Below are 24,989 nucleotides of genomic sequence, written 5' to 3' on the forward strand. Positions count from 1 at the left end.
CAGAATAGTTATGCAATATTTCTGCGTTAAAAGTTAACTATAAGCCGCGAGATATCTTAAAGTTAGCACAAAATAGCGCCGGGGGTGGGCAAGCGGTGTAAATGTCGGTCCAGAGGATGCAGGACCGACATTAAATTTAACCGACCAGAAAGATTAGCGTTTTTCCAGCGACTGGCGCAGCGTGCCTGCCGGTGCATGTACGCTGCCGCCGAGATAGCGTACATCGTCCACTGCCCAGCACTGTCCTTCGCGGATCATCAGCACTTCATCCTGCCATCTGTCGCTACCCTGAGTCAGTTCTACACGCAAGGGAATATTACGCGCGTCCGTATTCGGTATGGTTGACACGCTGGCAACGCGTGCGCTATCAGGCGGCGTCGTGCGGCTGGAGAAAAGATCTGATTTCAGCACCGCATCGTGCTGTTTGTCATGGCTGGCATCGTTTAGCATCTTAGCCAGATCGTCACTCAGGTAGGGACGCAGCGCGAGAATATCGCTATTACGATTCTGGATACGTGCGTCATAAAATTTCTGGGCCACCGTGTCCGGTCCCCCTTCAACACAGGGACCACTGCGGGTGCCGATATCGTTAAATGCGGGCGTTACGGTGGTGCAGGCACTCAATAGTAACGCGCACGGTATAAGAAGAGCGAGAGCAGAGTAGCGCATTCTGATTTCCTTATAAGCAATCTACGATAATAATGATCATTCTTTTCAAGCATAGCGTATCAGTTCGATAATGCGTTTGGCATCCAGAGCTAAGACATTGAACGTTAAACCAGGAGACAGGCGATGCAATACTCAACCACCCCCACTCTCGAAGGGCAGGCAATAGCGGAATACCGGGGCGTAGTGACCGGCGAGGCTATCCTCGGCGCGAATATCTTCCGTGACTTTTTTGCCGGCATCCGCGATATCGTCGGCGGACGTTCTGGCGCCTATGAAAAAGAGTTACGCCGGGCGCGGGAAATCGCGTTTCAGGAGCTGGGCGAGCAGGCAAAAGCGCTGGGAGCCGATGCGGTGGTCGGGATTGATATCGACTACGAAACCGTGGGAAAAGACGGCAGTATGCTGATGGTCAGCGTTTCCGGTACCGCCGTGAAGCTACGCTGATGAGAACCTCTGGATGGATACTTGCGCTGGCGCTGCTGTTAACCGGCTGCGCAGGCGAAAAGGGGATTATTGATAAACAGGGTTATCAGCTGGATGTTAACCATCCGGCGCAGGCGGCGTATCCAAGGGTAAAAGTGTTGGTTATTCACTATACCGCGGATGATTTTGATGTCTCGCTGGCGACGTTAACCGACAAACACGTCAGCGCGCACTATCTCATTCCCGACGTGCCGCCCCGGCACAATGGCATCCCGCGCATCTGGCAGCTGGTGCCGGAACAGGATCTTGCCTGGCACGCCGGGGCCAGTTTCTGGCGTGGTGCCACGCGGCTTAACGATACGTCTATTGGTATCGAGCTGGAAAACCGCGGCTGGCAAAAGCGCAACGGCGTGAAATATTTCGCCCCCTTTACCCCGGCGCAGATAGCCGCCCTGGTTCCGCTGGCGAAAGAGATTATTGCCCGTTATCAGATTGCACCGCAGAACGTGGTTGCCCATGCGGATGTCGCTCCCCAGCGCAAGGACGATCCGGGGCCATTATTTCCGTGGCAGGCACTGGCCGGGCTGGGCATTGGCGCATGGCCTGACGCCCAGCGCGTTGCATTTTACCTGAACGGACGTTCGCCTGGCGATCTTGTAGACACGGCTGGGTTGCTGGATCTGCTTGCCCGCTACGGGTATGAGGTCACGTCTGAGATGACGCCGGCGCAACAAAAACGGGTGATTATGGCATTTCAGATGCACTTTCGCCCGGCGCGCTGGGATGGCGTCGCAGACGCGCAGACGCAGGCCATTGCCGAGGCGCTGCTTGAGAAATATGGCCAGGGTTGACGCGGGCCCCCTCTCCCGGAGAGAGGGGGAGAGGGAAATCATGCCTCAGCGGTGTAACCTGCCATGATCGCGCAGCCAGGCCGCCGTGCGCTGTATACCTTCATCGTGAGTAATGACCGGCTGATAGCCCAGTTCATCCTCCGCGCGGGTAATATCCAGCGTGAAATCAAAGTTAAGCTTAGACACCCCGTAGTGGGTGAACGTCGGCTCTTTAGCCGTTTTATCACCAAATCGCTCCATGCTGCGGGCAATAATATCCAGCATCGGATAAGGCACCGAGCGGATGCGGCAATGGATATTCAGTTCATCAATGAGTTTTTGCACAAAATTGCGCAGCTTTTGCGGTTTACCGTTGGTGATATTAAACGCTCGTCCCGAAGGCAGTCCGTCACATGCCGGCTGGCTGGCAAGCCACATGGCGTGAATGGCATTTTCAAAATAGGTCATGTCGACAATGGCATCGCCGCCGCGGGGCAGAAGAACACTGCCGTAATGGTGCATCATCTGGGCAAGCCGGGGAATAAACACTTTATCATGAGGGCCAAACAGGCTTTGCGGGCGCAAAATGGTAAACCGCGTTTGCGGATTAGCGCGTGCCAGTAGCTGGATCACCTCTTCGCCGGCCGCTTTACTGCGGGCGAACTCATTGGCAAAGCGTTGAGGGCGAAACTCTTCTTTTATATCGCGATGATGATGGTAGTCGAAATAGAGCGACGGGGACGAAATGTGCACGAAGTTGCGCACGCCCCAGGCGACAGACCATTCGCCCAGTCGGCGAGTGGCACGCACGTTGGCCAGGTCAAAAGCCTCCTGCGTTCCCCACGGCGAGGTGAAACTGGAGCAGTGCCACAGCGTATCGATACCGGCGAGCATCACTTTAGCCTGTGAGGAGACCAGCTCGGTAAGATCGGCCTGCACAAATTCCGCACCCATTTTTTGCAGCAGCTTACCCATCGCTTCATTGCGACCGGTTGCTCTGACACTAATGCCTTTCTGCCGCAAAAACTCGACCGCGTTTCGGCCTAAACCACTGGTTGCGCCGGTTACCAGAACCTTCATATCAATCCACTGTGTTTTAAAGAATTTCGTGCGCATTCTTCCGGTATTTCCGGCGCTATGCAATGGGAAAAATGAAAGAATCTACGGTTAATGAGAAACATGTTGCCATTGACGGCCTGCGCAGGACTACGAATTGCGCAATGAGATGCTTTCTGCCAGAGCGACGATGCGTTTTGCCATACCGCGAAAGATAAACACATGCGCCGGGATCATTAATAGCCAGTAGAAAAGCCCCGGCATTCCGTGCGGATGCCACCAGGCACGGACGTCAAGCTGACGATGATCGCCATTGTCCACCAGAGTAAAGCACAGGCGGCCCAGCCCCGGCGCTTTCATGCCAAACAGCAGCGCCAGTTCTTTTTCCGGCTCCACGATAATCACTTTCCAGCTGTCGACGGTATCTCCGACCTGCAACCATGGCCGCGTCGGTCGCCCTTTCGCCAGGCGATGACCCATCAACCGGTCGATCCACGCGCGGATTTGCCATAGCGGATTGCCAAAAAAATAACGCTCCTGACCGCCGAGCTGATTCACCACCTGCCACAGGGCACTAAGACTGGCTGACGTTTTCAGAGTATAGCCCGCCTGCTTAGCAAAGTAGCCATAATCGGGTCGCCAGCGGGCAAATGCCTGAGCGTCATAGCCCCAGTCGCTGGAGTTTACCAGCTTGTTTTCCTCTTGCAGCGTGCGGCGAACTGCCTCGTCAAAAGGGATGAGCGTTTGCGGGATCAGCGTGCGAAGGGGGCCGTCATCGGCCAGCAGGTCATGTTTTAGCCCCTGAATCAATGCCTTTGCGATGGTCGGCGGCACAGAGGTTATTACCGTTAAAAACCATACTGAAATCCAGCGTGTGGGAAAGGGAACAGGCAGCAGAGGACGGTGCCGTCCACTGACGGCCATAAAATGCTCAAACTGCTGTTGATAGCTCAACACCTGCGGTCCGGCGGCTTCAAATACGCGGTGATGATCGGCAGGGTGATCAAGCAACTTCACCAGATAATAGAGCAGATTTTCCAGCGCAACAGGCGTTGTGCGTGAGCGAACCCAGCGCGGCGGCGTCAGCACTGGCAGGTTATAAACCATATCGCGCATCACTTCGAACGCGGCAGAACCTGCGCCGATGATGATCCCGGCGCGCAGTTCCGTGACCGGCACACCCGATCCGCGCAGCGTATCCGCAGTAAGCTGGCGGGCGCGCAAATGATCCGACTGCTGCTGTTCCGGAGCCTGGAGCGAACTGAGAAAGATAAGCTGGCGAACAGGTGTCTCACTCAGGGCATCACGGACGTTAAGCGCGACCTGTCGTTCGTGGGCAACAAAGTCACCGCCTTCCCCCATGCCGTGAACCAGGTAATATACCGTATCGACATTTTTTAGCAGCGCGGGTAATGCGTCTGGCCAACAGAGATCAACGCGATGACAGCTGACGCCGGGCAGGGCAAGTTTCTCCAGCCGGTCAATCCGGCGCGCCGCCGCCAGCACCTGATGCCCCTGCTGGCTTAACATCCGAATCAGGTGTTGACCAATATAACCACTGGCCCCCAGCACCAGGATACGTTGCGGCACGGTATGCTCCTTAGCGGTTCAGAAAGGTCTGCCAGTGGCTGACAACCTGAGCCAGCTGGTCGCGATTAACATCAATATGCGTGACCAGACGCACCACCGGCGCGGCATTGATCGCAATACCCTGCGCACGCAGATGCTCGCCCAGCGCTGCTGCATTTTCTTCACCTACGCGTACAAACAACATGTTAGTGTCGTGGCGCATCACCCCGGCACCTATTTCACGTAATTGCGCAGCAAGCCAGGCTGCATTGTCATGGTCGTCGCGCAGGCGCTCAACATTATGGTGCAGAGCATACAGCCCGGCCGCCGCCAGAATGCCGGATTGACGCATTCCGCCGCCGGTCATTTTACGCCAGCGGTTTGCGCGCTTGATGTAATCATGGCTGCCTACCAGCAGCGAGCCTACCGGCGCACCGAGTCCTTTCGATAAACAAATAGTAAAAGAGTCGCAGTACTGGGCTATCTCTTTCAGCTGGCAATCGTACTCGACCACGGCATTAAAGATGCGCGCGCCATCGACGTGAAGCCCCAGTCCTCGCTGGCGGGTAAATTCCCACGCGGCCTTAAGATACTCACGTGGCAGCACTTTGCCATTGTGAGTGTTTTCCAGACTCAGTAATTTGGTGCGGGCGAAGTGGATGTCGTCGGCCTTAATTTTGGCGGCAACGTTATCCAGTGGCAGCGTGCCGTCGGAGGCCGCATCAATAGGCTGCGGCTGGATGCTACCGAGTACGGCGGCTCCGCCTGCTTCATAGAGATAATTATGTGCGCCCTGGCCGACGATATACTCTTCGCCTCGTTCACAGTGGCTCAGCAGAGCGACCAGATTTGCCTGGGTGCCGGTGGGCAGAAACAGCGCCGCCTCTTTACCTGCAAGCGCAGCGGCGTAGCGCTGAAGTTCATTGACGGTCGGATCGTCACCGTACACGTCGTCACCGACCGGAGCGGACATCATGGCGTCAAGCATGGCGCGCCCCGGTCGGGTTACGGTATCACTGCGTAAATCAATCACGGCATTTCCTTTCTGATTCAGGATGATGCCTTCTTTTTTACCTCAGCCAGTTGGTTTTTGCCAGTTCCAGTATCTCGTCACCGCGTCCGTTAATGATCGCGCGCAACATATAGAGGCTGAACCCCTTCGCCTGCTCAAGCTTAATTTGCGGAGGCATAGCCAGCTCATCTTTGGCAACCACCACATCGACCAGTACCGGACCGTCAGTGGTAAAGGCGCGTTGCAGGGCGTCGTCAATGTCTGCGGCGTTTTCAACGCGAATACCGGTCATCCCACAGGCATCTGCAATGCGCGCAAAGTTAGTGTCATGGAAATCGGTGCCGTCCGTCAGATAGCCTCCGGCTTTCATCTCCATAGCCACAAAACCGAGCGAGCTGTTATTAAAGACGACGATTTTGATCGGCAGTTTTAACTGTATGACCGACAAGAAGTCGCCCATTAACATGCTAAATCCACCGTCGCCGCACAGGGCAACTACCTGACGATTAGGTGCAGACGCCTGCGCACCAATGGCCTGCGGCATGGCATTAGCCATTGAACCATGATTGAACGAACCGAGTAGTCGCCGCTGACCGTTCATTTTCAGGTAGCGAGCGGCCCATACCGTTGGCGTCCCGACATCGCAGGTGAAGATGGCGTCGTCGTCAGCATAGCGGCTGATTTGCTGCGCCAGGTACTGCGGGTGAATGGCTTTTTCGCTGGGCTCGGCAAGTTTATCCAGATCTTTACGCGCCTCGCGATAGTCCTCCAGTGCTTTATCCAGAAAACGCGTATCGCTTTTCGCTTCCAGCAGCGGCAGCAGGGCAGTCAGGGTCGCTTTAATATCGCCAATCAGCGCCATATCGACCTTACTGTGCGCCCCGATGCTGCCCGGATTGATATCAATCTGGATGATTTTGGCATCGGTTGGGTAAAAGGCGCGATAGGGGAACTGGGTCCCGAGCAGCACCAGGGTGTCAGCATTCATCATGGTATGGAAGCCCGACGTGAAGCCAATCAAACCGGTCATCCCCACGTCATACGGGTTATCGTATTCCACGTGCTCTTTGCCGCGCAGGGCGTGAACAATGGGCGCTTTTATTTTCCCGGCGAATTCTACCAGTTCAGCATGTGCCCCGGCGCAGCCGCTGCCGCACAGTAGCGCAATTTTGCTGGAGTAGCGCAGAAGCTGGGCCAGTTTTTTGAGTTCTTCCTCAGCGGGGGTGACCACCGGCTGCGGAGCAGGGTACCAGTGGCTACTGGCATTTTCCGGTGCGGCCTGAAGCGCAACATCGCCGGGCAATACAATCACCGATACGCCGCGATTAAGCACCGCTTTACGCAATGCAATGGCAAGGACCTGAGGGATCTGCTCAGGAGAGGTCACCATTTCGCAGTAGTGGCTGCATTCGCGAAACAGCTCCTGTGGATGAGTTTCCTGAAAGTAACCGCTGCCGATCTCACTGGAAGGAATATGCGCCGCGATGGCCAGAACCGGAACGTGGTTGCGATGACAGTCAAACAGACCGTTAATTAAGTGCAGGTTTCCCGGCCCGCATGAACCCGCGCATACGGCCAGTTCGCCGGTGAGTTGCGCTTCCGCGCCAGCGGCAAACGCCGCAACCTCTTCATGACGGGTAGACATCCAGTCTATGGTGCCCATTTTATTCAGGCTGTCACTCAGGCCATTCAGGGAATCGCCTGTCACCCCCCAGATACGTTTAACACCCGCCTGCTCCAGTGTTTTAGCCAGATAAGCGGCAACGGTTTGTTTCATGGGTTTCCATCTCCTCTATATGATACCGCTTACAAGCTTAGGTCAGATTTACTGCTTCGCGTGTAAACCGCCTGGTGCAGAGGTGCTATCTTTCGTTTTCAGGAAGGCGTAATGTGACACGATCGCATTTAAAACAAGAGGCATTTCAAATGGTTAAGAAAGTGTTAATAGCCGTCAATCGCACGCTTTCACATGAAGATTTTGGTAAGCTTCTGTTACGCCTGGCCGTCGGGGGATTGATGCTGTTTCATGGCGTACACAAGCTGCTCGATGGCATTGAGGGTATTCGTGCGATGGTCATCGCCCAGGGGCTGCCGGGGATTGTTGCCTGGGGTGTACTGATTGGTGAAGTGCTGGTCCCGTGCCTGATTATCGTTGGCCTGTTGACGCGACCGGCTGCGCTGGTGCTGTCATTCACCATGCTGGTGGCCTGGCTGATGGTCGGCATACACCACACCTGGATGCTGGATAAAACCGGAGCGTGGGCCATTGAAAATATCGTTTATTTCTTTATTGGCGGGCTGGCGATTGCTTTTATGGGGGCCGGGCGGTATTCGGTGGCGCGCGATCCGGCGTGGCGATAAACGCTCACCTTTGTGCGTGTTGCCCGGTAGCGCGTACCGGGCCTGGCGCGAGAAGGGCGCCAGTTGATGCCCATGCCGGATAAGCGCCGCGCCATCCGGCAGTAAGGGGAGTCAGGCCAGAACCAGATCGCCCTGCGGATGGCAGGAACAGGCCAGCACATAGCCGTCGGCAACTTCCGCATCGCTCAGCGTCATGGTACTGCTGACGGTATACTCTCCGGAAACCACTTTGGTTTTGCAGCATCCGCACACGCCGGCCCGACAGGCAACCGTCACCGGGACCGCGTTGCTTTCCAGCGCGTCCAGAAGCGTGCTGCCGACTGGAGCGTAAAACGTTTTTGCCGGCTGCAATTTGGTGAACTTCAGACCTTCAGTGGTCGCGCTGGCCACCGGGGTGAAGAACTTTTCTTTGAAAAAGCGCGTCACGCCAAGCGCCCCGATCTCCTGTTCGACCTTCTCCATATACGGGGCCGGGCCGCAGGTCATTACGGTGCGGGAAGCCAGATCCGGCACGCTTTTTAGCAGGTCCGCCGTCAGACGACCGGACACAAAGCCGTGAGTCGCGTTGTTTTCTGCCACCAGCGTGACCGCATACTGCCGCCACTCATCGGCAAAAATAACATCCTGCGGTGAACGTACGTTAAAAATCACCTGCACATCGGCCTGCGGACGGTATTTTGCCAGCCAGCGCCGCATTGACATTATGGGTGTTACGCCGCATCCGGCAGCCAGCATCAGGAACTTATCATCGGCTTTATCTTCGCAGGTGAAATCACCCATTGCATCGGATAGCCAAAGATAGTCGCCGCGTTTTATCTCCCGGGTGAGCCACTGTGAACCAGCACCTTCATCAATTCGGCGTACGGTCAGCGTGATATATTCGCTGACGCCTGGCGTCGAGGAAAGGGTATAGGCACGCAGCGTATCCGCAGAATGACGCACGCTGACCAGCGCATACTGTCCGGCACGATACGGATAATAGTCGTGGCACAGCAACGAAATGGTCCAGACATCCGGCGTTTCCTGCTGAATATGATGAACCTGCATCCGCCACGGGCATTGCTGGGTTGGCATTGTCATATTTTCCTCCTTACGCGCTCAGCAGTTGCTTCATATCTTCTTCAACCGTCGTCACGGAACGCAGGCCAAATTTCTCATTTAGGATCGCCAGTAGATCCGGGGTGAAGAAGCCCGGCGCTGTCGGGCCGGTGACGATGTTTTTCACGCCCAGAGAAAGCAGAGTCAGCAGGATCACAATCGCTTTTTGCTCGAACCAGGAGAGTACCAGAGACAGCGGCAGATCGTTGACGCCACAGCCCAGTTTTTCTGCCAGCGTGACGGCAAGAATAATTGCAGAGTAAGCATCGTTACACTGGCCGGCGTCGACCAGACGCGGCAGGCCTTCGATATCGCCGAACTCCAGCTTGTTAAAACGGTATTTGCCGCAGGCCAGAGTCAGGATCAGACAGTCGTCCGGTACGCTGGTGGCGAAATCGGTAAAATAGTTACGCTCTCCGCGCGCGCCGTCACAGCCGCCCACCAGGAAAATGTGGCGCAGTTTTTCACGGCTCACCAGATCAATCAGCGTATCCGCTGCGCCCAGCAGGGTCTGGCGACCAAAACCTACGGTGATCAGGTGCGGGATTTCGCTGTACGGGAAGCCCGCCATTTGCTGAGCCTGAGTAATAACAGGAGCAAAGTCATCTCCTTCAAGATGGCTGACGCCTGGCCAGCCGACGATGCTGCGGGTCCAGATACGATCGTCATAGGCACCCACGGTCGGGTCGATAATACAGTTCGAGGTCATTACGACAGGGCCAGGGAAGCGGGCAAATTCCACCTGCTGGTTCTGCCAGCCGCTGCCGTAATTACCGATCAGGTGTTTAAATTTGCGCAATTCCGGGTAACCGTGCGCAGGCAGCATTTCGCCGTGGGTATAAACGTTAACGCCGGTACCTTCGGTCTGCTCCAGCAGAGTGTACAAGTCTTTTAAATCGTGACCGGAAATCAGAATGCATTTTCCCGCAGTGGCCTTCACGTTGACCTGCGTCGGCGTCGGATGACCATATTTGGTGGTTTCCCCGGCGTCCAGAATGCTCATTACCTTGAAATTCATCTGGCCAATTTCCATTGAGCACTCAAGCAGAGCGTTCATTTCAGAAGGCCAGGTGCCCAGCCACGCCATGATGTTGTGGTACTGCGCGTAAATATCATTGTCATACTGGCCGAGAACGTGCGCGTGCTCCATATAAGCCGCTGCCCCTTTCAGGCCGTACAGGCACAGCAGACGCAGGCCCAGAATATTCTCGCCGATTTCGGGTTTATCTTTATTTGGCGTAAATTCTGCCGCCTGGCGTTGCAGGTCGCCTAAATCGTCGCTGAACAGCTGCAAATCCGCCATCGGATTGTCTACCCGGGCGTGGGCATCTTTATTCAGACATTGGGCTTTCAGCGCCTCGCGCAACGCAATCGCTTCGCGCGCGTAGCCAACGATACGGGGTGAATCGAAGTTAACGTTAGTCAGCGTGGAGAAGAACGCGCGCGGGGCAAAGTTATCAATATAGTGATCGATAATGCCGTATTCACGCGCTTTACTGGCCCAGGCAGAGAGCCCCTGTAACGCGGCAATCAGCAAATCCTGTAAGTCTGAGGTTTCGGCTGTTTTTCCGCACATACCCTGCGCATAGGAGCAGCCGTTCCCTGCCGGAGTACGGATGGTTTGTTCACATTGCACACAAAACATGGTCACACCTTTTTAAAGTTATATTTAAAATACATGTTTAAGGTTATGCCGCTGAACGGCGGCTGAAAAGGAGTTTGTCATGCAAATTACAGCGAGATTGATTTAGCGCAATTTTGGCGGCAGGTGTCTACCGCCAAAGGAGTATCAGGCGGTGAAGAACGCCATTAGCAGAGGGACCAGTAAACTCAGCAGAAAGCCGTGAACAATGGCGGCAGGGACAATTTCCAGTCCGCCTGAGCGTTGCAGAACGGGCAGGGTGAAGTCCATTGACGTCGCGCCGCATAACCCCAGCGCGGTTGACCGGCTGCGGCGTACCAGCCCCGGAATGAGCATAATGGCAATAAGTTCGCGCGCCAGATCGTTAAAAAAGGCGGCGCTGCCAATCACCGGACCGAAGGCTTCGGTAAGCAATATCCCGGAGAGTGAATACCAGCCGAAGCCGGAGGCCATTGCCAGACTGGTTCGCAGCGGCAGGTCGAGTAAAAACGCGTTAAGCGCGCCGCCGACCATAGAGCTTGCCACCACCATCACCCCGACAATCATGCCGCGGCGGTTAAGCACAATTTGCCTTAGCGTCATACCGTTATTACGCAGCTGGACGCCAATTAAAAACAGCAAAAAGATTAGCGTATATTCGCTGGCCTCGGTGGCATGTTGTAAAACCGGGAGATGAGTCAGACCGAGGGCAAAGCCAAGGATCACTACGCCGCACAGTTTTAATGACTCCAGCGCCATCGCGATACGCGAGGGTAACTTTTCCTGCTGATGACGATGCCGCCACGGCAACATGCGTTCGAGCCAGACCAGGGCAGCAATATTACACAGTAAAATAACGGCCACACTGACCGCAGAATAGTAAAAAATAGCCAGCAGATTACTCGTCAAATTATCGAGAAACGCCAGACTTATGCCCATGAAAAAAAGAATAACGTAGACAATCCAGCTTAATAAGCGATTAATAATTTTAAGCGCGGCGGTGTAGCGCAGAGGAATTAAATAGCCCAAAATCAACGGCAAAAGAATAATTAACAGACCCGACAACATGAAACCCCAGTCCCTTCTTAATAAATAATAGTGCTTGTTGACACTACCCAAAAGCGCCAGGTGAGTAAAGGTGCAATAAAAAAGAAAAATTATGCAAAACGCCTGGCGTGCTGCGCCAGGCGAACGCGGCAAAACAGTGCCGGAAAAGAAAATGGGTGATATACAATCAACTACAGGGATATAACCAAAGTTAAGGAGAATTTATGCTTCTTGAACGTGTGGATATCGTCGGTTTTCGCGGGATCAATCGTTTATCATTGATGCTCGAAGAGAACAATGTTCTGATCGGTGAAAACGCGTGGGGTAAATCCAGCCTGCTGGACGCGCTGACGCTGATCCTTGCACCGGGTAGTGAACTCTATCATTTTGTGCCTGATGACTTCTGGTTTCCTGCGGGCGACGTGGCGGGGCGTGAGCATCATCTGCACATCATTCTGACCTTTCGTGAGGCCTTTCCTGGCCGCCACCATGCCCACCGTTTCCACGCGCTTTCCCCCTGCTGGGTACCGGGTGACGATGGGTATCAGCGAATTTTTTACCGGCTGGAAGGGGAGCTGGCGGACGATGACGCGGTAATGACGTTGCGCGGTTTTCTCAATGCTGACGGTCATCCGCTATCGCTCGTCGGGATCGACGACATGGCGCGTCATCTGATACGCCTGATGCCCGTCCTGCGCCTGCGTGACGCCCGTTTTATGCGACGAATTCGTCAGGGTACCGTCGCGGATTTCCCGCCGATAGAGGCGACTGCCCGCCAGCTGGACTTCCTGACCCGCGAACTGGTCGACAGGCCACAAAACCTGTCTGACGCACAGCTCCGTCAGGGATTGTCGGCCATGGCCCAGTTGCTGGAGCATTATTTTGCCGAGCACAGCGCAGGAGAAACCCGGCATCGCGTGAACCGCCGCCGTTCGCGTAATGAACAGCAGAGCTGGCGCTATCTGGATATTATTAACCGGATGATCGACAGCCCCGGCGGACGTAGCCATCGGGTGATCCTGCTTAGGCTGTTTTCTACGCTGTTACAGGCAAAAGGCACGGTCAGGCTGGACAGGGATGCTCGTCCGTTATTGCTGATTGAAGATCCGGAAACCCGGCTACATCCAATTATGCTCTCTGTCGCCTGGCGTTTACTGAACCTGTTGCCGCTCCAGCAGGTGACGACCACCAACTCTGGCGAACTGTTATCGCTGACGCCGGTCGAGCATGTCTGCCGACTGGTGCGCGAGTCATCGCGGGTAGCAGCCTGGCGGCTGGGGCCGGGAGGACTGAGCGCTGAAGACGGCCGACGAATTGCCTTTCATATTCGTTTTAATCGTCCGTCATCGCTGTTTGCCCGCTGCTGGCTGCTGGTCGAGGGTGAGACGGAAACCTGGGTCATCAATGAACTGGCGCGCCAGTGCGGTCACCACTTTGATGCGGAAGGGGTGAAGGTGATTGAGTTTGCCCAATCCGGGTTAAAACCGCTAATCAAGTTCGCCCGCCGCATGGGAATTGAATGGCACGTACTGGTGGACGGTGATGAGGCCGGGAAAAAATACGCCTCGACCGTGCGCGGATTACTCAATAACGACCATCAGCAGGAGCGCGACCATTTAACCGCGCTGCCTGCGCTGGATATGGAGCATTTTATGTATCGCCAGGGATTTGCTGACGTTTACTACCGGGTAGCGCAGATCCCGGAAACGGCGTCGATAAACCCGCGGCGTATCATTACTAAAGCGATTCACCGCTCATCAAAGCCGGATCTGGCGATCGAAGTGGCCATGGAGGCGGGACGGCGCGGCACGGAGTCTATTCCGGTCTTACTGCGAAAAATGTTCTCGCGGGTGCTGTGGCTGGCTCGTGGACGCGCTGATTAACAGTTTATTGCGTATCATTAACCTTTCGTTGATAGCGGATTGCGATAGAATTAGCGCCTCGCATTAAAAGCTCAGGTATCTGGAATTTTTATGAATTTAAAGGGAAAAGGCAAAAAACGCTGGTTACTGCTGGTGGTTATCATGGTGATAGCCGCTGCCTGGCTGTGGCATAAGCTTAATGCGCCGCAACCGCAGTACCAGACCCTGATTGTACGTAAGGGCAATCTTGAGCAGGCGGTGCTGGCTACCGGAAAACTGGACGCCCTGCGTAAAGTCGATGTCGGCGCACAGGTTAGTGGGCAGCTGAAAACCCTGTCGGTCAATATTGGCGACAAGGTAGAAAAAGATCGGCTATTAGGGGTTATCGATCCCGAGCAGGCCGAAAACCAGATTAAGGAAGTCGAAGCCACGTTAATGGAACTGCGCGCGCAGCGTCGTCAGGCGGTGGCTGAAATGCAGCTGGCGAAGGTCACGCTTGGTCGTCAACAGCAACTGGCGCGTACTCAGGCGATTTCACGCCAGGATCTGGACACCGCGGCCACCGAGCTTGAAGTTAAGCAGGCGCAAATAGGCACCCTCGACGCGCAAATACAGCGTAATCAGGCAACGCTCAGTACGGCGAAAACCAACCTCGACTATACCCGGATCGTCGCGCCCATGGCCGGCGAGGTAACGGAGATCACCACCAAGCAGGGGCAAACGGTGATTGCCGCCCAGCAGGCCCCGAATATCCTGACGCTTGCCGATCTCAGCACCATGCTGGTGAAAGCTCAGGTGTCCGAAGCCGATGTTATCCACCTGAAGCCTGGCCTTAAGGCGTGGTTTACGGTGCTGGGTGATCCGCTCACCCGCTACGAAGGGACGCTAAAAGACGTTCTCCCGACGCCGGAAAAGGTCAACGATGCCATTTTCTACTACGCCCGTTTTGAAGTGCCAAACCCGAAAGGCATACTCCGTCTGGAGATGACCGCTCAGGTTCATATTCAGCTTTCCGGCGTGCGTAATGTGCTGACCATTCCCCTTTCGGCGCTTGGCGATGCGACCGGTGATAATCGTTATAACGTACGTTTGCTGCGCAACGGTGAAGCCCACGATCGTGAAGTGATCCTCGGTGCACGCAATGACACCAGCGTTGAAGTGGTGAAAGGACTGGAAGAAGGCGATGAAGTAATTGTGGGTGAAAAGCAGCCGGGAGATAAACCGTGACGGCACTGCTTGAACTGACGGGCATTCGCCGCAGCTATTCATCAGGGGAGGGCAGCGTTGACGTGCTGAAAGGCGTTTCGCTGCGCATTGAAGCCGGAGAAATGGTGGCGATTGTGGGCGCTTCAGGCTCCGGCAAGTCGACCCTGATGAATATTATTGGCTGCCTGGATAAGCCAACCGGCGGGACTTACCGGGTGGCCGGAACCGATATTGCTACTCTTGACGGCGACGCGCTGGCACGCCTGCGCCGCGAACATTTTGGCTTTATCTTCCAGCGCTATCATTTGTTGTCTCATCTTAGCGCTGCGCAAAACGTAGAGGTTCCGGCGGTGTACGCCGGGACAGAGCGCGCCGTGCGTTTAAAACGGGCGCGGGCGCTTCTTGAGCGGCTGGGGCTTGCGGAACGGGCGGATTACCAGCCCTCCCAGCTTTCAGGCGGCCAGCAGCAGCGCGTTAGTATCGCCCGCGCCCTGATGAACGGCGGTCAGGTGATCCTGGCCGATGAACCCACCGGCGCGCTGGACAGCCGTTCCGGTGAAGAAGTCATGGCGATCCTCCATCAGCTACGCGATCGCGGGCATACGGTAATCATCGTCACCCACGATCCTGATGTGGCTGCGCAGGCGGAACGGATCATTGAAATCCGCGATGGCGAAATTATCAGTAATCCGCCGGCGAAAACAACCGCCTCCGCGCCGCTAAACCAGATCCACCAGGGGCCGGTTTCCGGCTGGCGGCAGTTTTGCAGCAGCTTTCGTGAAGCCCTTACGATGGCATGGCTGGCGATGGCGGCGAATAAAATGCGCACGTTGCTCACCATGCTGGGGATCATTATTGGCATTGCCTCTGTGGTGTCGATTGTGGTTGTCGGTGATGCCGCTAAAGAGTTGGTACTGGCGGATATCCGCGCAATAGGCACCAATACTATTGATGTCTATCCCGGAAAAGATTATGGCGATGACGATCCGCAGTATCAGCAGTCACTCAAATATGACGATCTGGCCGCTATTCAGAAACAGCCGTGGGTAAAGTCGGCGACGCCTGCGGTTTCACAAAGTCTGCGGCTGCGCTACAACAATCTGGATATGGCGGCCAGCGCCAACGGCGTGAGCGGGCAGTATTTTAATGTTTACGGGATGACCTTCAGCGAAGGTACCACGTTTAACGACGAACAGTTGAAAGGGCGTGCGCAGGTGGCAGTCCTCGACAGCAATACCCGACGTCAGCTTTTCCCCAATAAAACTCACGTGGTCGGCGAAATTATCCTGGTCGGTAATATGCCAGCCACGGTTATCGGCGTGGCGGAGGAGAAACAGTCGATGTTTGGCAGCAGCAAAATCCTCCGCGTCTGGCTGCCGTACACCACCATGGCCGGAAGAATTATGGGCCAGTCCTGGCTTAACTCCATTACGGTGCGGGTTAACGACGGTTACGAGAGTGCTCAGGCAGAGCAGCAGCTGACGCGTTTGCTGACCTTACGTCATGGCAGAAAGGATTTCTTCACCTGGAATATGGATAGCGTCTTGAAAACGGCGGAAAAGACCACACGTACTCTTCAGATGTTCCTGACGCTGGTGGCGGTTATTTCGCTGCTGGTCGGCGGGATCGGCGTGATGAATATTATGCTGGTGTCGGTTACCGAGCGGACGCGGGAAATCGGCATTCGTATGGCAGTTGGGGCGAGGGCCAGCGACGTATTGCAGCAGTTTTTAATTGAGGCGGTGCTGGTCTGTCTGGTTGGCGGTGCACTGGGTGTGAGCCTGTCGATGCTAATTGCTTTTACGCTACAGCTCTTTTTGCCGGGCTGGGAAATTGGTTTTTCTCCCGTCGCGCTATTGACCGCGTTTCTGTGTTCTACCCTTACCGGCGTGCTGTTTGGCTGGCTGCCGGCGCGTAATGCGGCCCGGCTCGATCCTGTCGACGCGCTCGCCCGCGAGTAAGCATAAAAAAATGCCAGTGATAAAGGCTGGCATTTTGACGGTGGGATGTACACAATGAAGTTGATAAGCTATGCAGCGGCTTCAGCTTCGAAGGGGACGATCAGGCTGGCATGATTGCCTTTTGGTCCCTCGTGAACATCAAACCGGACGGATTGCCCGGCTTTAAGCGTTCTGTAGCCATCCATTTGAATGGTTGAATAATGGGCGAAAATATCCTCGCCGCCGCCCTCGGGGCAGATAAAGCCAAACCCTTTGGCATTGTTAAACCACTTAACTATACCCGTTTCCATGCTTCGACATCCTTCATAGATCTTTTGCAAGTAAGATGGAACGAACCGGTGCTGGAATGGGAGTTGTTCAAAACCTCATCAACTCCGGCCTGTACAATTTAGAGAAATCAGGCATCGCGTCAAGCGATTCACGAAGTAGAACCGGGTAAAATGCGTTAAAATTTGAAGCAGTTAACGCTATTGACCAGGAATGTGACAGAAGTCGCGGATGATAACGATAGATGATAGTTATCTAATATCTGTTGTAGATTCATAGCATGCATAGACTCATGTCAGCGGTGGTAAAAGCGAAACGGTAACCGTAACTGAAGATGACGACTGACAATGAGTAAAGCAAGAGACTGGCTGGATTTTGATCAAATTACAGAAGATGAGCTACGCGACGCGCTAAAACCGCCATCTATGTATAAAGTTATATTAATGAACGATGATTACACGCCGATGGAATTTGTTATTGACGTGCTGCAAAAGTTCTTTTCTTATGATGTAGAACGTGCAACGCAACTGATGCTTACCGTTCACTATCAGGGTAAAGCCATTTGTGGGGTCTTTACCGCCGAGGTCGCGGAGACGAAAGTGGTGATGGTGAACAACTATGCAAAGGAGAACGAGCATCCGTTGCTGTGTACGCTGGAAAAAGCCTGATAAGGCAAACTATTGAGGGGGGTGCCCAATGCTCAACCAGGAACTGGAACTCAGTTTAAACATGGCTTTCGCCAGAGCGCGCGAGCACCGACACGAGTTTATGACCGTAGAGCACTTGCTGCTCGCGTTGCTCAGTAACCCATCTGCCCGCGAGGCACTTGAAGCGTGCACCGTAGACCTGGTGGCACTGCGTCAGGAACTTGAGGCCTTCATCGAACAAACTACTCCGGTGCTGCCCGTCAGCGAAGAGGAGCGCGACACGCAGCCGACGCTCAGCTTCCAGCGGGTCCTGCAGCGCGCGGTTTTCCACGTTCAGTCTTCTGGTCGCAGTGAAGTGACCGGGGCGAACGTCCTCGTGGCCATCTTTAGCGAACAAGAATCGCAGGCCGCCTACCTGTTACGTAAACATGAAGTCAGCCGCCTTGATGTGGTGAATTTCATCTCTCACGGCACCCGTAAAGACGAGCCGAGCCAGTCTTCAGATCAGGGAAGCCAGCCCGGCGCAGAAGAACAAGCAGGCGGGGAGGATCGGATGGAAAATTTCACAACCAACCTCAACCAGCTTGCTCGCGTAGGCGGTATTGATCCGCTGATTGGTCGCGATAAAGAACTTGAACGCGCGATCCAGGTATTGTGCCGTCGTCGTAAAAACAACCCGCTTCTGGTCGGTGAATCCGGCGTCGGTAAAACGGCTATCGCGGAAGGTCTGGCCTGGCGTATTGTGCGCGGCGACGTGCCGGAAATCATGGCTGATTGCACCATCTACTCGCTGGATATTGGCTCATTGCTGGCGGGCACCAAATACCGTGGTGACTTTGAGAAGCGCTTCAAAGCGTTGCTCAAACAGCTTGAGCAGGATGAAAACAGTATTCTGTTTATCGACGAGATCCACACTATCATCGGTGCAGGTGCTGCATCCGGCGGTCAGGTCGATGCCGCTAACCTTATCAAACCCCTGCTTTCCAGCGGCAAAATCCGCGTGATGGGCTCTACTACCTATCAGGAATTCAGTAACATCTTTGAAAAGGATCGGGCTCTGGCGCGTCGTTTCCAGAAAATCGATGTAACCGAGCCTTCGGTGGAAGAAACGGTACAGATCATCAACGGTTTGAAACCGAAGTACGAAGCGCATCACGATGTACGCTATACCGCGAAAGCGGTGCGCGCAGCGGTAGAGCTGGCGGTGAAATACATCAACGATCGTCATCTGCCGGATAAGGCAATTGACGTTATTGATGAAGCGGGTGCACGCGCACGCCTGATGCCAGTGAGCAAACGCAAGAAAACCGTTAACGTCGCCGACATTGAATCTGTCGTCGCGCGTATTGCGCGTATTCCTGAGAAGAGCGTCTCGCAAAGCGATCGCGATACCCTGAAAAACCTCGGCGACCGTCTGAAAATGCTGGTCTTTGGGCAGGATAAAGCGATTGAAGCGCTGACTGAAGCTATCAAGATGGCGCGCGCCGGACTGGGTCATGACCACAAACCGGTAGGGTCCTTCCTGTTTGCCGGACCGACAGGCGTCGGTAAAACCGAAGTCACAGTACAGTTGTCAAAAGCGCTGGGTATTGAACTGTTGCGCTTTGATATGTCCGAGTATATGGAGCGTCATACCGTTAGCCGGCTGATTGGTGCGCCTCCGGGATACGTGGGATTTGATCAGGGCGGGCTGTTAACGGATGCCGTAATCAAACATCCGCACGCGGTACTGCTGCTGGACGAAATTGAAAAAGCGCATCCTGACGTCTTTAATCTGCTGTTGCAGGTGATGGACAACGGGACGCTGACCGACAACAACGGTCGTAAAGCGGACTTCCGTAATGTGGTACTGGTGATGACCACCAACGCCGGAGTACGGGAAACCGAACGTAAATCGATGGGGCTTATCCACCAGGATAACAGCACTGACGCGATGGAAGAGATCAAGAAGATCTTTACGCCGGAGTTCCGCAACCGTCTGGACAACATTATCTGGTTTGATCACCTCTCAACCGAGGTTATTCACCAGGTGGTCGATAAGTTCATTGTCGAACTTCAGGTGCAGCTTGACCAGAAAGGCGTATCCCTGGAAGTCAGCCAGGAAGCGCGCGACTGGCTGGCAGAAAAAGGCTACGACCGGGCAATGGGCGCGCGTCCAATGACGCGTATTGTGCAGGATAACCTGAAAAAACCGCTGGCCAACGAACTGCTGTTTGGTTCGCTGGTGGACGGCGGGCAGGTGACTGTGGCGCTGGATAAAGAGAAAAATGCGCTGACCTACGATTTCCAGAGTGCGCAAAAGCGCAAAGCGGAAACCGCGCATTAAGTGACGTTTAAAGTAATAAAAGCGGACTGGTGACAGTCCGCTTTTTTATTATTAATGGTCAAAATGCATGAAACTCTCAGGCCCGGCTGGATTAGAACCAGGTCAAAACAGACCGCTTATAGACTGACTTAATCCGGGAAAATAAACAAAAAAGGCCGGGAAAATTCCCGGCCTTTCGGTATCTGTACGCCGCTACAGGGCGTGAAAACAATCAGCGACTACGGAAGACAATGCGGCCTTTGCTCAGGTCGTACGGGGTCAGCTCGACGGTCACTTTGTCGCCCGTCAGAATGCGGATGTAGTTTTTACGCATTTTACCGGAGATGTGCGCAGTAACCACGTGACCGTTTTCCAGTTCTACGCGGAACATAGTATTAGGCAGCGTTTCAAGAACGGTACCCTGCATTTCGATATTGTCTTCTTTGGCCATCTAGTCCTCTGGGGTATCACTACCATTGTTTTGAACCGGCAAGATAATGCCGAAGTTCATCAATTAAGTAAAGTTTTCAGCGCATAAAACGCAAAAAGTAATTTTGGCGCATTGCTCTGCTGCACACGGCTTTGGCGTACGACAAGCGCAAACGTAAAGGGGAGACGAGGGTAAAACCTGGTTCGAACTGATCCCAAACGGTGGCGGGGCAATGGGCAAAAGCAACTTTGCGCGAAGATTATAGCATCCTGACAAAGATTGTGCCGAAAACATTTACCCTTCAGGCATAAATAACGTACGCGGCTGCCAGAAATCAGCGGTCAGCGCCAACGGCAGAAGCTTTTCAAGATAGTCCAGATAGTGGCGGCGAGGGATTTCGACTGCGCCGAGGGAGGCGGTATGGCTATTTAATACCTGACAGTCGATCAGCTGCCCGCCATGAAGGCAGAAATCTGCGCAAAAGGTTAGCAGCGCTGTTTTAGAGGCATTTTCCGCCCGGCTGAACATGGATTCGCCACAAAATAGTGCGCCCTGACAGACGCCATACATTCCGCCCACCAGCGTATCCTCCCGCCAGACCTCAATAGAATGCGCATGGCCCAGCTGATGCAAACGCTGATAAGCGCGAATGATCTCCTGGGTTATCCATGTTCCTTCATCGCGGTCGAGTGCGCATGCTTCAATGACCCGATCAAAAGCGTGATTAAGCGTCACGCGATAAGGCGACGTTTTATGGAATCGCTTCATGCTGCGGCTAATATGAAAATGCTGTGGCCATAGCACGGCACGCGGATCGGGCGACCACCATAAGATAGGATCGCCCGGCGAAAACCACGGAAAAATACCGTGCTGATAGGCCATTAATAGCCGTGCAGGGCTAAGATCGCCGCCCAATGCCAGTAAACCATTAGGTTCACGCAGCGCACCCTCGGGGGAGGGAAACGCAATTGAATGTCGGGACAACTGGACCAGGCGCATGTTAGTGCTACTCCACCGCAAGACGAACCGCTCAATAATAGTCTACAGGCGCTGTTTAAACTGGTAATAACGCCCCTTGTTCGCCAGCAATTCTGCGTGATTACCATGCTCAATAATGCGCCCGTTGTCCATCACTATTATGCGATCAAAACGCGCCAGCCCTCGCAGACGATGCGTCACCATCAGCAGCGTTTTTTCTTTAGCGACGGTTGCCAGAAGATCGAGAATTTGACTTTCGGTGGTGGCATCCAGTCCTTCCGTCGGCTCATCAAGCAGCAGCAGCGGCGCATCATGCAGTAGCGCCCGCGCAATGGCCAGACGGCGCAGTTCACCGCCCGAAAGCTGACGCCCGCCTTCCCCCAGCCAGCTGTTTAAACCACCGTCTTCCAGCAGCTTCTCAAGACCGGTGCGGGTCAGGGCGGCAGCCAGTTTTTCATCACTAGCCTCTGGGGCAGCCAGCAGCAGATTGTCCCGCAATGTGGCGCTAAAAAGATGAACGCGCTGGGGTACCATTGTCATGGCGCGGCGCAGCGTGGTTTCATCGAGATCCGCAGCGGGGGAGCCGTTGATCAATAGCTCCCCATGCTGAGGGTCCCATGCCCGGGTCAGCAGCTGTAGCAAGGTTGATTTACCGCAGCCGGTACGACCGAGGATCGCAATATGCTCGCCTGCAGCAACATTCAGGCTGATGTTATTTAGTGCTGGCTGTTCGTGCTGCGGGTAACAAAACGTCACCTCGTGCAGTTGAAGGCTGACGGCTGTCAGGGGTGCGGCAGGCTGTGCGTTGAAAACGACTTCTGGCGGCTGCTCAATGATTTGCGTGAGACGGATGGCCGAGGCCATAACCTGACCAAGATGCTGGAATGCGCCGGTCACCGGCGCGAGGGCTTCAAACGCGGCAAGCGCACAGAAAACAAAAAGGGCGATCAGCGCGCCAGGACGGCCGTTATCACCCACACCGCCAGAGGCCATCCACAACATCACGACAACGGCAGCGCCACCGATCAACAACATCAGCGCTTGTGAAAGGGCAGTCAGCTCTGACTGTCTGCGCTGCGCATCATGCCAGCTTAATTCGGTATTCTCCATCTGCTGACGGTAGCGGTGACTGGCATTAAACAGCGACAGTTCCGCTTGCCCCTGAAGCCAGGCGGTCAGCTGCTGCCGGTATTGTCCGCGCAAACTGGTCAGACTCTCGCCGACGGGTTTGCCGGCACGATAAAACAGCGGCGGAAGCAGCAACAGCGTCAGAAGCATAATGCTGCCCAGAGTGAGGGCCAGAGTTATATCCATCAGGCTGAGTCCACAAGTGACAACCACGATCACCACCAGGGCACCAATAAGCGGCGAAATCACCCGTAGATAGAGATGGTCAAGCGTATCGACGTCTGCTACCAGACGATTCAGTAACTCTCCCTGACGAAAGCGGGCCAGTCCGGCAGGCGAGAGCGGAAGGATTTTGCTGAAGGTAAACACCCGCAGATGCTGAAGTACCCGGAAGGTCGCATCATGGCTGACCAGCCGCTCAAAATAACGTCCGGCAGTACGGATAATAGCCGCACCGCGTACGCCCGCCGCGGGCAGCATGTAGTTGAAGGTGTAGGCGCCGGCAAATCCGGCGACGGCGGAAGCGGATAAAAACCAGCCGGAGAGGGTTAACAGCCCGATACTGGCGAGCAGAGTAACAATCGCGAGAATAATACCCAGCGTCAGCAACCCTTTGTGCCGTTTATAAAGCGCAAGATAAGGACGTAATACGCGCATTTAAATATCCTCCTGACGGTGAGCAAGCAGGCTGGCAAACGCACCATTAGCCTCAGTCAGCTCGCTAAAATGACCCTGCTCGACAATCTGCCCGTCCTGCATCACCCAGATGGAATCCCACGCGGCCAGATCCTCAAGCTGATGAGTCACCATCAGGGTGGTTTGTTGTCGCGAGGCCTCGTTGAGGGCCTGCATAACGCGCTGTTCGCTATGCGCGTCAAGACTGGCTGAGGGTTCATCCAGGAGTAATAAATGACTCGGGGTCAGCAGCGCACGCGCCACAGCGACGCGCTGGGCCTGACCCACCGACAAACCTCCAGCCTGATCGACAAGCTGCGTATCAATGCCGTGTGGCAGCTGTTGCGTAAATTCGCTTACCCATGCTCGCGCCAGAGCTGAATGCAGCTCCGCTTCAGAGGCATCAGGTTTTGCCAGTAAGACGTTATCGCGAATCGTTGCCGCCGGAAGCTGCGGGTTTTGTCCTACCCAGCTTAACTGCTGACGCCAGAGCTCAGGCTCCAGCTCGCGTAATTCAACCTCGTTGATGAGTAGCGAACCGTCATAAGGCAGAAAACCAGAGAGCATGCTCAGAAGTGAGCTTTTTCCCGAGCCGCTCTGGCCGATCAACACCACGCGTTGTCCGGCTGCAAGGTCAAAATTAAGAGGACCGGCGAGAACCTTACCCTCCGGCGATTTAATCATTACATCGCGGGCGCGAAGTGAAACAGCCTGCTGGGCATTAAGCTGCTTTTCACCCCGTTCAGGAGAGGCTAATGGGGCCTCCATAAACGTTTTCAGACTGTCTGCCGCGCCGACTGCCTGCGCTTTAGCATGATAATACGTGCCGAGATCGCGCAGCGGCTGGAAGAATTCGGGAGCGAGGATCAGCGCGAGGAACCCGGCAGCAAGCGTAACGCCCGTGCCATAATGACCAAAATTTAACTCGCCAAGATAAGAGAAGCCAAAATAAACCGCCACTAACGCGATGGAGAGTGAGGCGAAAAATTCCAGTACCCCGGAGGACAGAAAAGCGAGACGCAGCACTTCCATTGTCCGCTGGCGAAAATCCTGCGAAGCCCGGCGAATATTATCAATCTCAGCATCGCCACGTCCGAATGTGCGCAGGGTTTCCATCCCACGCAGGCGGTCAAGGAAATGGCCGCTCAGCCGCGCCAGCGCCTGGAAATTACGTCGATTAGCATCAGCGGCACCCATCCCGACCATCGCCATAAACAAAGGGATCAACGGCGCGGTGCCGAGTAAGATCAGTGCCGCTGCCCAGTTAGAGGGGAAAATAGCGATCACAATAAGCAGTGGCACAAAGGTCGCCAGAGCCATTTGTGGCAAATAGCGGGCATAGTAATCGTGCATATCGTCGATCTGCTCGATAATTAATGTTGCCCAGCTTCCTGCCGGTTTACCCTGAATCCAGGCCGGCCCGGCCTGTTGCAGGCGGTCCAGAACCTGACGGCGTAGGGCAAATCGAATGTGTTGTCCGGCGTGAAAACCGACTTTTTCACGCAGCCAGACAACCCAGGCGCGCACAATAAAAATCAGGATCAATTGAATAAAGGGCAGTAAAAGCGCTTCACGCGGAATATTATCCATGATCATATGCTGTAGGATCTGCGCCAGCATCCAGGCCTGGGCCACAATTAACAGGCCGCTCACCAGTCCCAGCAGACGAGACATCATCAGCCAGCGGCGGGAGATCACACTTTGCTGTTTTAACCAGCGGGTTAACTCTTGTTGACGGGTTTTATTCATTACGTGCTTAGCAGGTGAGTTATTAGAATATCAGGCACGGCAATGTTACAACGACGCAAAAATAAAGGCGACCTATAGTCGCCTTATTTACCTTT

The 24,989-nt window shown here is 54.7% G+C and carries 21 protein-coding genes and 1 pseudogene; 9 read left to right on the top strand and 13 right to left on the bottom strand.

The genetic code is table 11. The annotated features are described in order from the left end of the window. Positions 1-153 precede the first annotated feature (153 nt). Positions 154-669: a lipoprotein gene (locus AC791_RS09350; RefSeq protein WP_049840183.1), complete on the bottom strand. Its 516-nt coding sequence runs from the start codon at positions 667-669 to the stop codon at positions 154-156. 123 nt (positions 670-792) lie between these two features. On the opposite strand from AC791_RS09350, the gene AC791_RS09355 reads away from it, so the two are divergent. Further along, positions 793-1,113, top strand: coding sequence for a heavy metal-binding domain-containing protein (locus AC791_RS09355; protein ID WP_049840184.1), 321 nt, complete (start codon positions 793-795; stop codon positions 1,111-1,113). Then, positions 1,113-1,943 (top strand): N-acetylmuramoyl-L-alanine amidase, encoded by an 831-nt coding sequence (locus AC791_RS09360; RefSeq protein WP_049840185.1) that lies wholly within the window; start codon positions 1,113-1,115, stop codon positions 1,941-1,943. The genes AC791_RS09355 and AC791_RS09360 overlap by 1 nt, the downstream gene beginning before the upstream one ends. A 45-nt stretch (positions 1,944-1,988) precedes the next feature. Here AC791_RS09360 and AC791_RS09365 read toward each other — a convergent pair whose 3' ends face one another. The 4 genes from AC791_RS09365 to poxB all read right to left on the bottom strand — a co-directional run bounded on the left by AC791_RS09365 (position 1,989) and on the right by poxB (position 7,336). Further along, a complete protein-coding gene (locus tag AC791_RS09365; RefSeq protein ID WP_148677817.1) occupies positions 1,989-3,002 on the bottom strand; it encodes an NAD-dependent epimerase/dehydratase family protein in 1,014 nt (337 codons plus the stop codon). A 126-nt stretch (positions 3,003-3,128) separates the two neighbouring features. Further along, positions 3,129-4,568, bottom strand: a complete 1,440-nt coding sequence (locus AC791_RS09370; RefSeq protein WP_049840187.1) for an SDR family oxidoreductase — start codon at positions 4,566-4,568, stop codon at positions 3,129-3,131. Between the two features lie 10 nt (positions 4,569-4,578). Beyond that, positions 4,579-5,580 carry a low-specificity L-threonine aldolase gene (gene ltaE / locus AC791_RS09375; RefSeq protein ID WP_049840188.1) on the bottom strand — a complete coding sequence of 334 codons (1,002 nt, stop codon included), beginning with the start codon at positions 5,578-5,580 and terminating at the stop codon, positions 4,579-4,581. Positions 5,581-5,617: 37 nt separating this feature from the next. Continuing rightward, on the bottom strand, positions 5,618-7,336 hold the full coding sequence (gene poxB / locus AC791_RS09380) for a ubiquinone-dependent pyruvate dehydrogenase (RefSeq protein WP_049840189.1): 1,719 nt from the start codon (positions 7,334-7,336) through the stop codon (positions 5,618-5,620). Between the two features lie 149 nt (positions 7,337-7,485). Between poxB and AC791_RS09385 the strand changes: the two genes are divergently transcribed. Next, positions 7,486-7,920, top strand: coding sequence for a DoxX family protein (locus tag AC791_RS09385; protein WP_049840190.1), 435 nt, complete (start codon positions 7,486-7,488; stop codon positions 7,918-7,920). Between the two features lie 111 nt (positions 7,921-8,031). Here the strand turns inward: AC791_RS09385 and hcr are convergent, their stop codons facing one another. The 3 genes from hcr to AC791_RS09400 all read right to left on the bottom strand — a co-directional run bounded on the left by hcr (position 8,032) and on the right by AC791_RS09400 (position 11,707). Beyond that, complete coding sequence (hcr, locus tag AC791_RS09390) at positions 8,032-9,000, bottom strand: NADH oxidoreductase (RefSeq protein WP_049840191.1); 969 nt, start codon at positions 8,998-9,000, stop codon at positions 8,032-8,034. Positions 9,001-9,010: 10 nt separating this feature from the next. Beyond that, on the bottom strand, positions 9,011-10,663 hold the full coding sequence (gene hcp, locus AC791_RS09395; protein WP_049840192.1) for a hydroxylamine reductase: 1,653 nt from the start codon (positions 10,661-10,663) through the stop codon (positions 9,011-9,013). 144 nt (positions 10,664-10,807) lie between these two features. Then, the gene (locus AC791_RS09400) at positions 10,808-11,707 is read right to left on the bottom strand and encodes a lysine exporter LysO family protein (protein WP_049840193.1); all 900 of its coding nucleotides are present in this window, start codon (positions 11,705-11,707) and stop codon (positions 10,808-10,810) included. Between the two features lie 203 nt (positions 11,708-11,910). Here AC791_RS09400 and AC791_RS09405 point away from each other — a divergent pair, with 203 nt between their 5' ends. The 3 genes from AC791_RS09405 to macB all read left to right on the top strand — a co-directional run bounded on the left by AC791_RS09405 (position 11,911) and on the right by macB (position 16,715). Beyond that, positions 11,911-13,569, top strand: a complete 1,659-nt coding sequence (locus AC791_RS09405) for an ATP-dependent endonuclease (RefSeq protein WP_049840194.1) — start codon at positions 11,911-11,913, stop codon at positions 13,567-13,569. 90 nt (positions 13,570-13,659) lie between these two features. Further along, positions 13,660-14,775 (top strand): macrolide transporter subunit MacA, encoded by a 1,116-nt coding sequence (macA, locus tag AC791_RS09410; RefSeq protein WP_049840195.1) that lies wholly within the window; start codon positions 13,660-13,662, stop codon positions 14,773-14,775. After that, positions 14,772-16,715 (top strand): macrolide ABC transporter ATP-binding protein/permease MacB, encoded by a 1,944-nt coding sequence (gene macB, locus AC791_RS09415; protein WP_049840196.1) that lies wholly within the window; start codon positions 14,772-14,774, stop codon positions 16,713-16,715. Before macA ends, macB begins: the two co-directional genes overlap by 4 nt. Before the next feature lie 68 nt (positions 16,716-16,783). Here the strand turns inward: macB and cspD are convergent, their stop codons facing one another. Next, the gene (gene cspD, locus AC791_RS09420) at positions 16,784-17,005 is read right to left on the bottom strand and encodes a cold shock-like protein CspD (protein WP_049840197.1); all 222 of its coding nucleotides are present in this window, start codon (positions 17,003-17,005) and stop codon (positions 16,784-16,786) included. Positions 17,006-17,184: 179 nt separating this feature from the next. Here cspD and AC791_RS20770 point away from each other — a divergent pair. The 3 genes and pseudogenes from AC791_RS20770 (at position 17,185) to clpA (ending at position 19,955) form a co-directional block, all read left to right on the top strand. Further along, positions 17,185-17,230: pseudogene (locus AC791_RS20770) on the top strand (hypothetical protein). 99 nt (positions 17,231-17,329) lie between these two features. Further along, positions 17,330-17,650: an ATP-dependent Clp protease adapter ClpS gene (clpS, locus tag AC791_RS09425; RefSeq protein WP_049840198.1), complete on the top strand. Its 321-nt coding sequence runs from the start codon at positions 17,330-17,332 to the stop codon at positions 17,648-17,650. A 28-nt stretch (positions 17,651-17,678) separates the two neighbouring features. Continuing rightward, positions 17,679-19,955, top strand: a complete 2,277-nt coding sequence (gene clpA / locus AC791_RS09430) for an ATP-dependent Clp protease ATP-binding subunit ClpA (RefSeq protein WP_049840199.1) — start codon at positions 17,679-17,681, stop codon at positions 19,953-19,955. A gap of 211 nt (positions 19,956-20,166) precedes the next feature. On the opposite strand, the gene infA is transcribed toward clpA, so the two are convergent. The 4 genes from infA to cydD all read right to left on the bottom strand — a co-directional run bounded on the left by infA (position 20,167) and on the right by cydD (position 24,894). After that, entirely contained in the window at positions 20,167-20,385 is a 219-nt protein-coding gene (gene infA / locus AC791_RS09435) for a translation initiation factor IF-1 (RefSeq protein ID WP_001040187.1), read from the bottom strand. Positions 20,386-20,658: 273 nt separating this feature from the next. Then, the gene (gene aat / locus AC791_RS09440) at positions 20,659-21,363 is read right to left on the bottom strand and encodes a leucyl/phenylalanyl-tRNA--protein transferase (protein WP_049840200.1); all 705 of its coding nucleotides are present in this window, start codon (positions 21,361-21,363) and stop codon (positions 20,659-20,661) included. 42 nt (positions 21,364-21,405) lie between these two features. Then, positions 21,406-23,127 (bottom strand): heme ABC transporter ATP-binding protein/permease CydC, encoded by a 1,722-nt coding sequence (cydC, locus tag AC791_RS09445; protein ID WP_049840201.1) that lies wholly within the window; start codon positions 23,125-23,127, stop codon positions 21,406-21,408. Then, positions 23,128-24,894 carry a heme ABC transporter permease/ATP-binding protein CydD gene (gene cydD / locus AC791_RS09450; RefSeq protein WP_049840202.1) on the bottom strand — a complete coding sequence of 589 codons (1,767 nt, stop codon included), beginning with the start codon at positions 24,892-24,894 and terminating at the stop codon, positions 23,128-23,130. Between the last annotated feature and the right edge of the window lie 95 nt (positions 24,895-24,989).

It is taken from the genome of Klebsiella sp. RIT-PI-d (genome assembly GCF_001187865.1).
Classification (GTDB): domain Bacteria; phylum Pseudomonadota; class Gammaproteobacteria; order Enterobacterales; family Enterobacteriaceae; genus Superficieibacter.

What these genes read in the sequence shown, in the direction of transcription:
- cydC (WP_049840201.1), bottom strand. Translation starts at nt 23,127, where the DNA reads ATGCGCGTATTACGTCCTTATCTTGCGCTTTATAAACGGCACAAAGGG.
- cydD (WP_049840202.1), bottom strand. Translation starts at nt 24,894, where the DNA reads ATGAATAAAACCCGTCAACAAGAGTTAACCCGCTGGTTAAAACAGCAA.
- macA (WP_049840195.1), top strand. Translation starts at nt 13,660, where the DNA reads ATGAATTTAAAGGGAAAAGGCAAAAAACGCTGGTTACTGCTGGTGGTT.
- AC791_RS09400 (WP_049840193.1), bottom strand. Translation starts at nt 11,707, where the DNA reads ATGTTGTCGGGTCTGTTAATTATTCTTTTGCCGTTGATTTTGGGCTAT.
- hcr (WP_049840191.1), bottom strand. Translation starts at nt 9,000, where the DNA reads ATGACAATGCCAACCCAGCAATGCCCGTGGCGGATGCAGGTTCATCAT.
- AC791_RS09385 (WP_049840190.1), top strand. Translation starts at nt 7,486, where the DNA reads ATGGTTAAGAAAGTGTTAATAGCCGTCAATCGCACGCTTTCACATGAA.
- AC791_RS09360 (WP_049840185.1), top strand. Translation starts at nt 1,113, where the DNA reads ATGAGAACCTCTGGATGGATACTTGCGCTGGCGCTGCTGTTAACCGGC.
- poxB (WP_049840189.1), bottom strand. Translation starts at nt 7,336, where the DNA reads ATGAAACAAACCGTTGCCGCTTATCTGGCTAAAACACTGGAGCAGGCG.
- AC791_RS09405 (WP_049840194.1), top strand. Translation starts at nt 11,911, where the DNA reads ATGCTTCTTGAACGTGTGGATATCGTCGGTTTTCGCGGGATCAATCGT.
- AC791_RS09365 (WP_148677817.1), bottom strand. Translation starts at nt 3,002, where the DNA reads ATGAAGGTTCTGGTAACCGGCGCAACCAGTGGTTTAGGCCGAAACGCG.
- clpA (WP_049840199.1), top strand. Translation starts at nt 17,679, where the DNA reads ATGCTCAACCAGGAACTGGAACTCAGTTTAAACATGGCTTTCGCCAGA.
- AC791_RS09350 (WP_049840183.1), bottom strand. Translation starts at nt 669, where the DNA reads ATGCGCTACTCTGCTCTCGCTCTTCTTATACCGTGCGCGTTACTATTG.
- clpS (WP_049840198.1), top strand. Translation starts at nt 17,330, where the DNA reads ATGAGTAAAGCAAGAGACTGGCTGGATTTTGATCAAATTACAGAAGAT.
- AC791_RS09355 (WP_049840184.1), top strand. Translation starts at nt 793, where the DNA reads ATGCAATACTCAACCACCCCCACTCTCGAAGGGCAGGCAATAGCGGAA.
- cspD (WP_049840197.1), bottom strand. Translation starts at nt 17,005, where the DNA reads ATGGAAACGGGTATAGTTAAGTGGTTTAACAATGCCAAAGGGTTTGGC.
- infA (WP_001040187.1), bottom strand. Translation starts at nt 20,385, where the DNA reads ATGGCCAAAGAAGACAATATCGAAATGCAGGGTACCGTTCTTGAAACG.
- hcp (WP_049840192.1), bottom strand. Translation starts at nt 10,663, where the DNA reads ATGTTTTGTGTGCAATGTGAACAAACCATCCGTACTCCGGCAGGGAAC.
- aat (WP_049840200.1), bottom strand. Translation starts at nt 21,363, where the DNA reads ATGCGCCTGGTCCAGTTGTCCCGACATTCAATTGCGTTTCCCTCCCCC.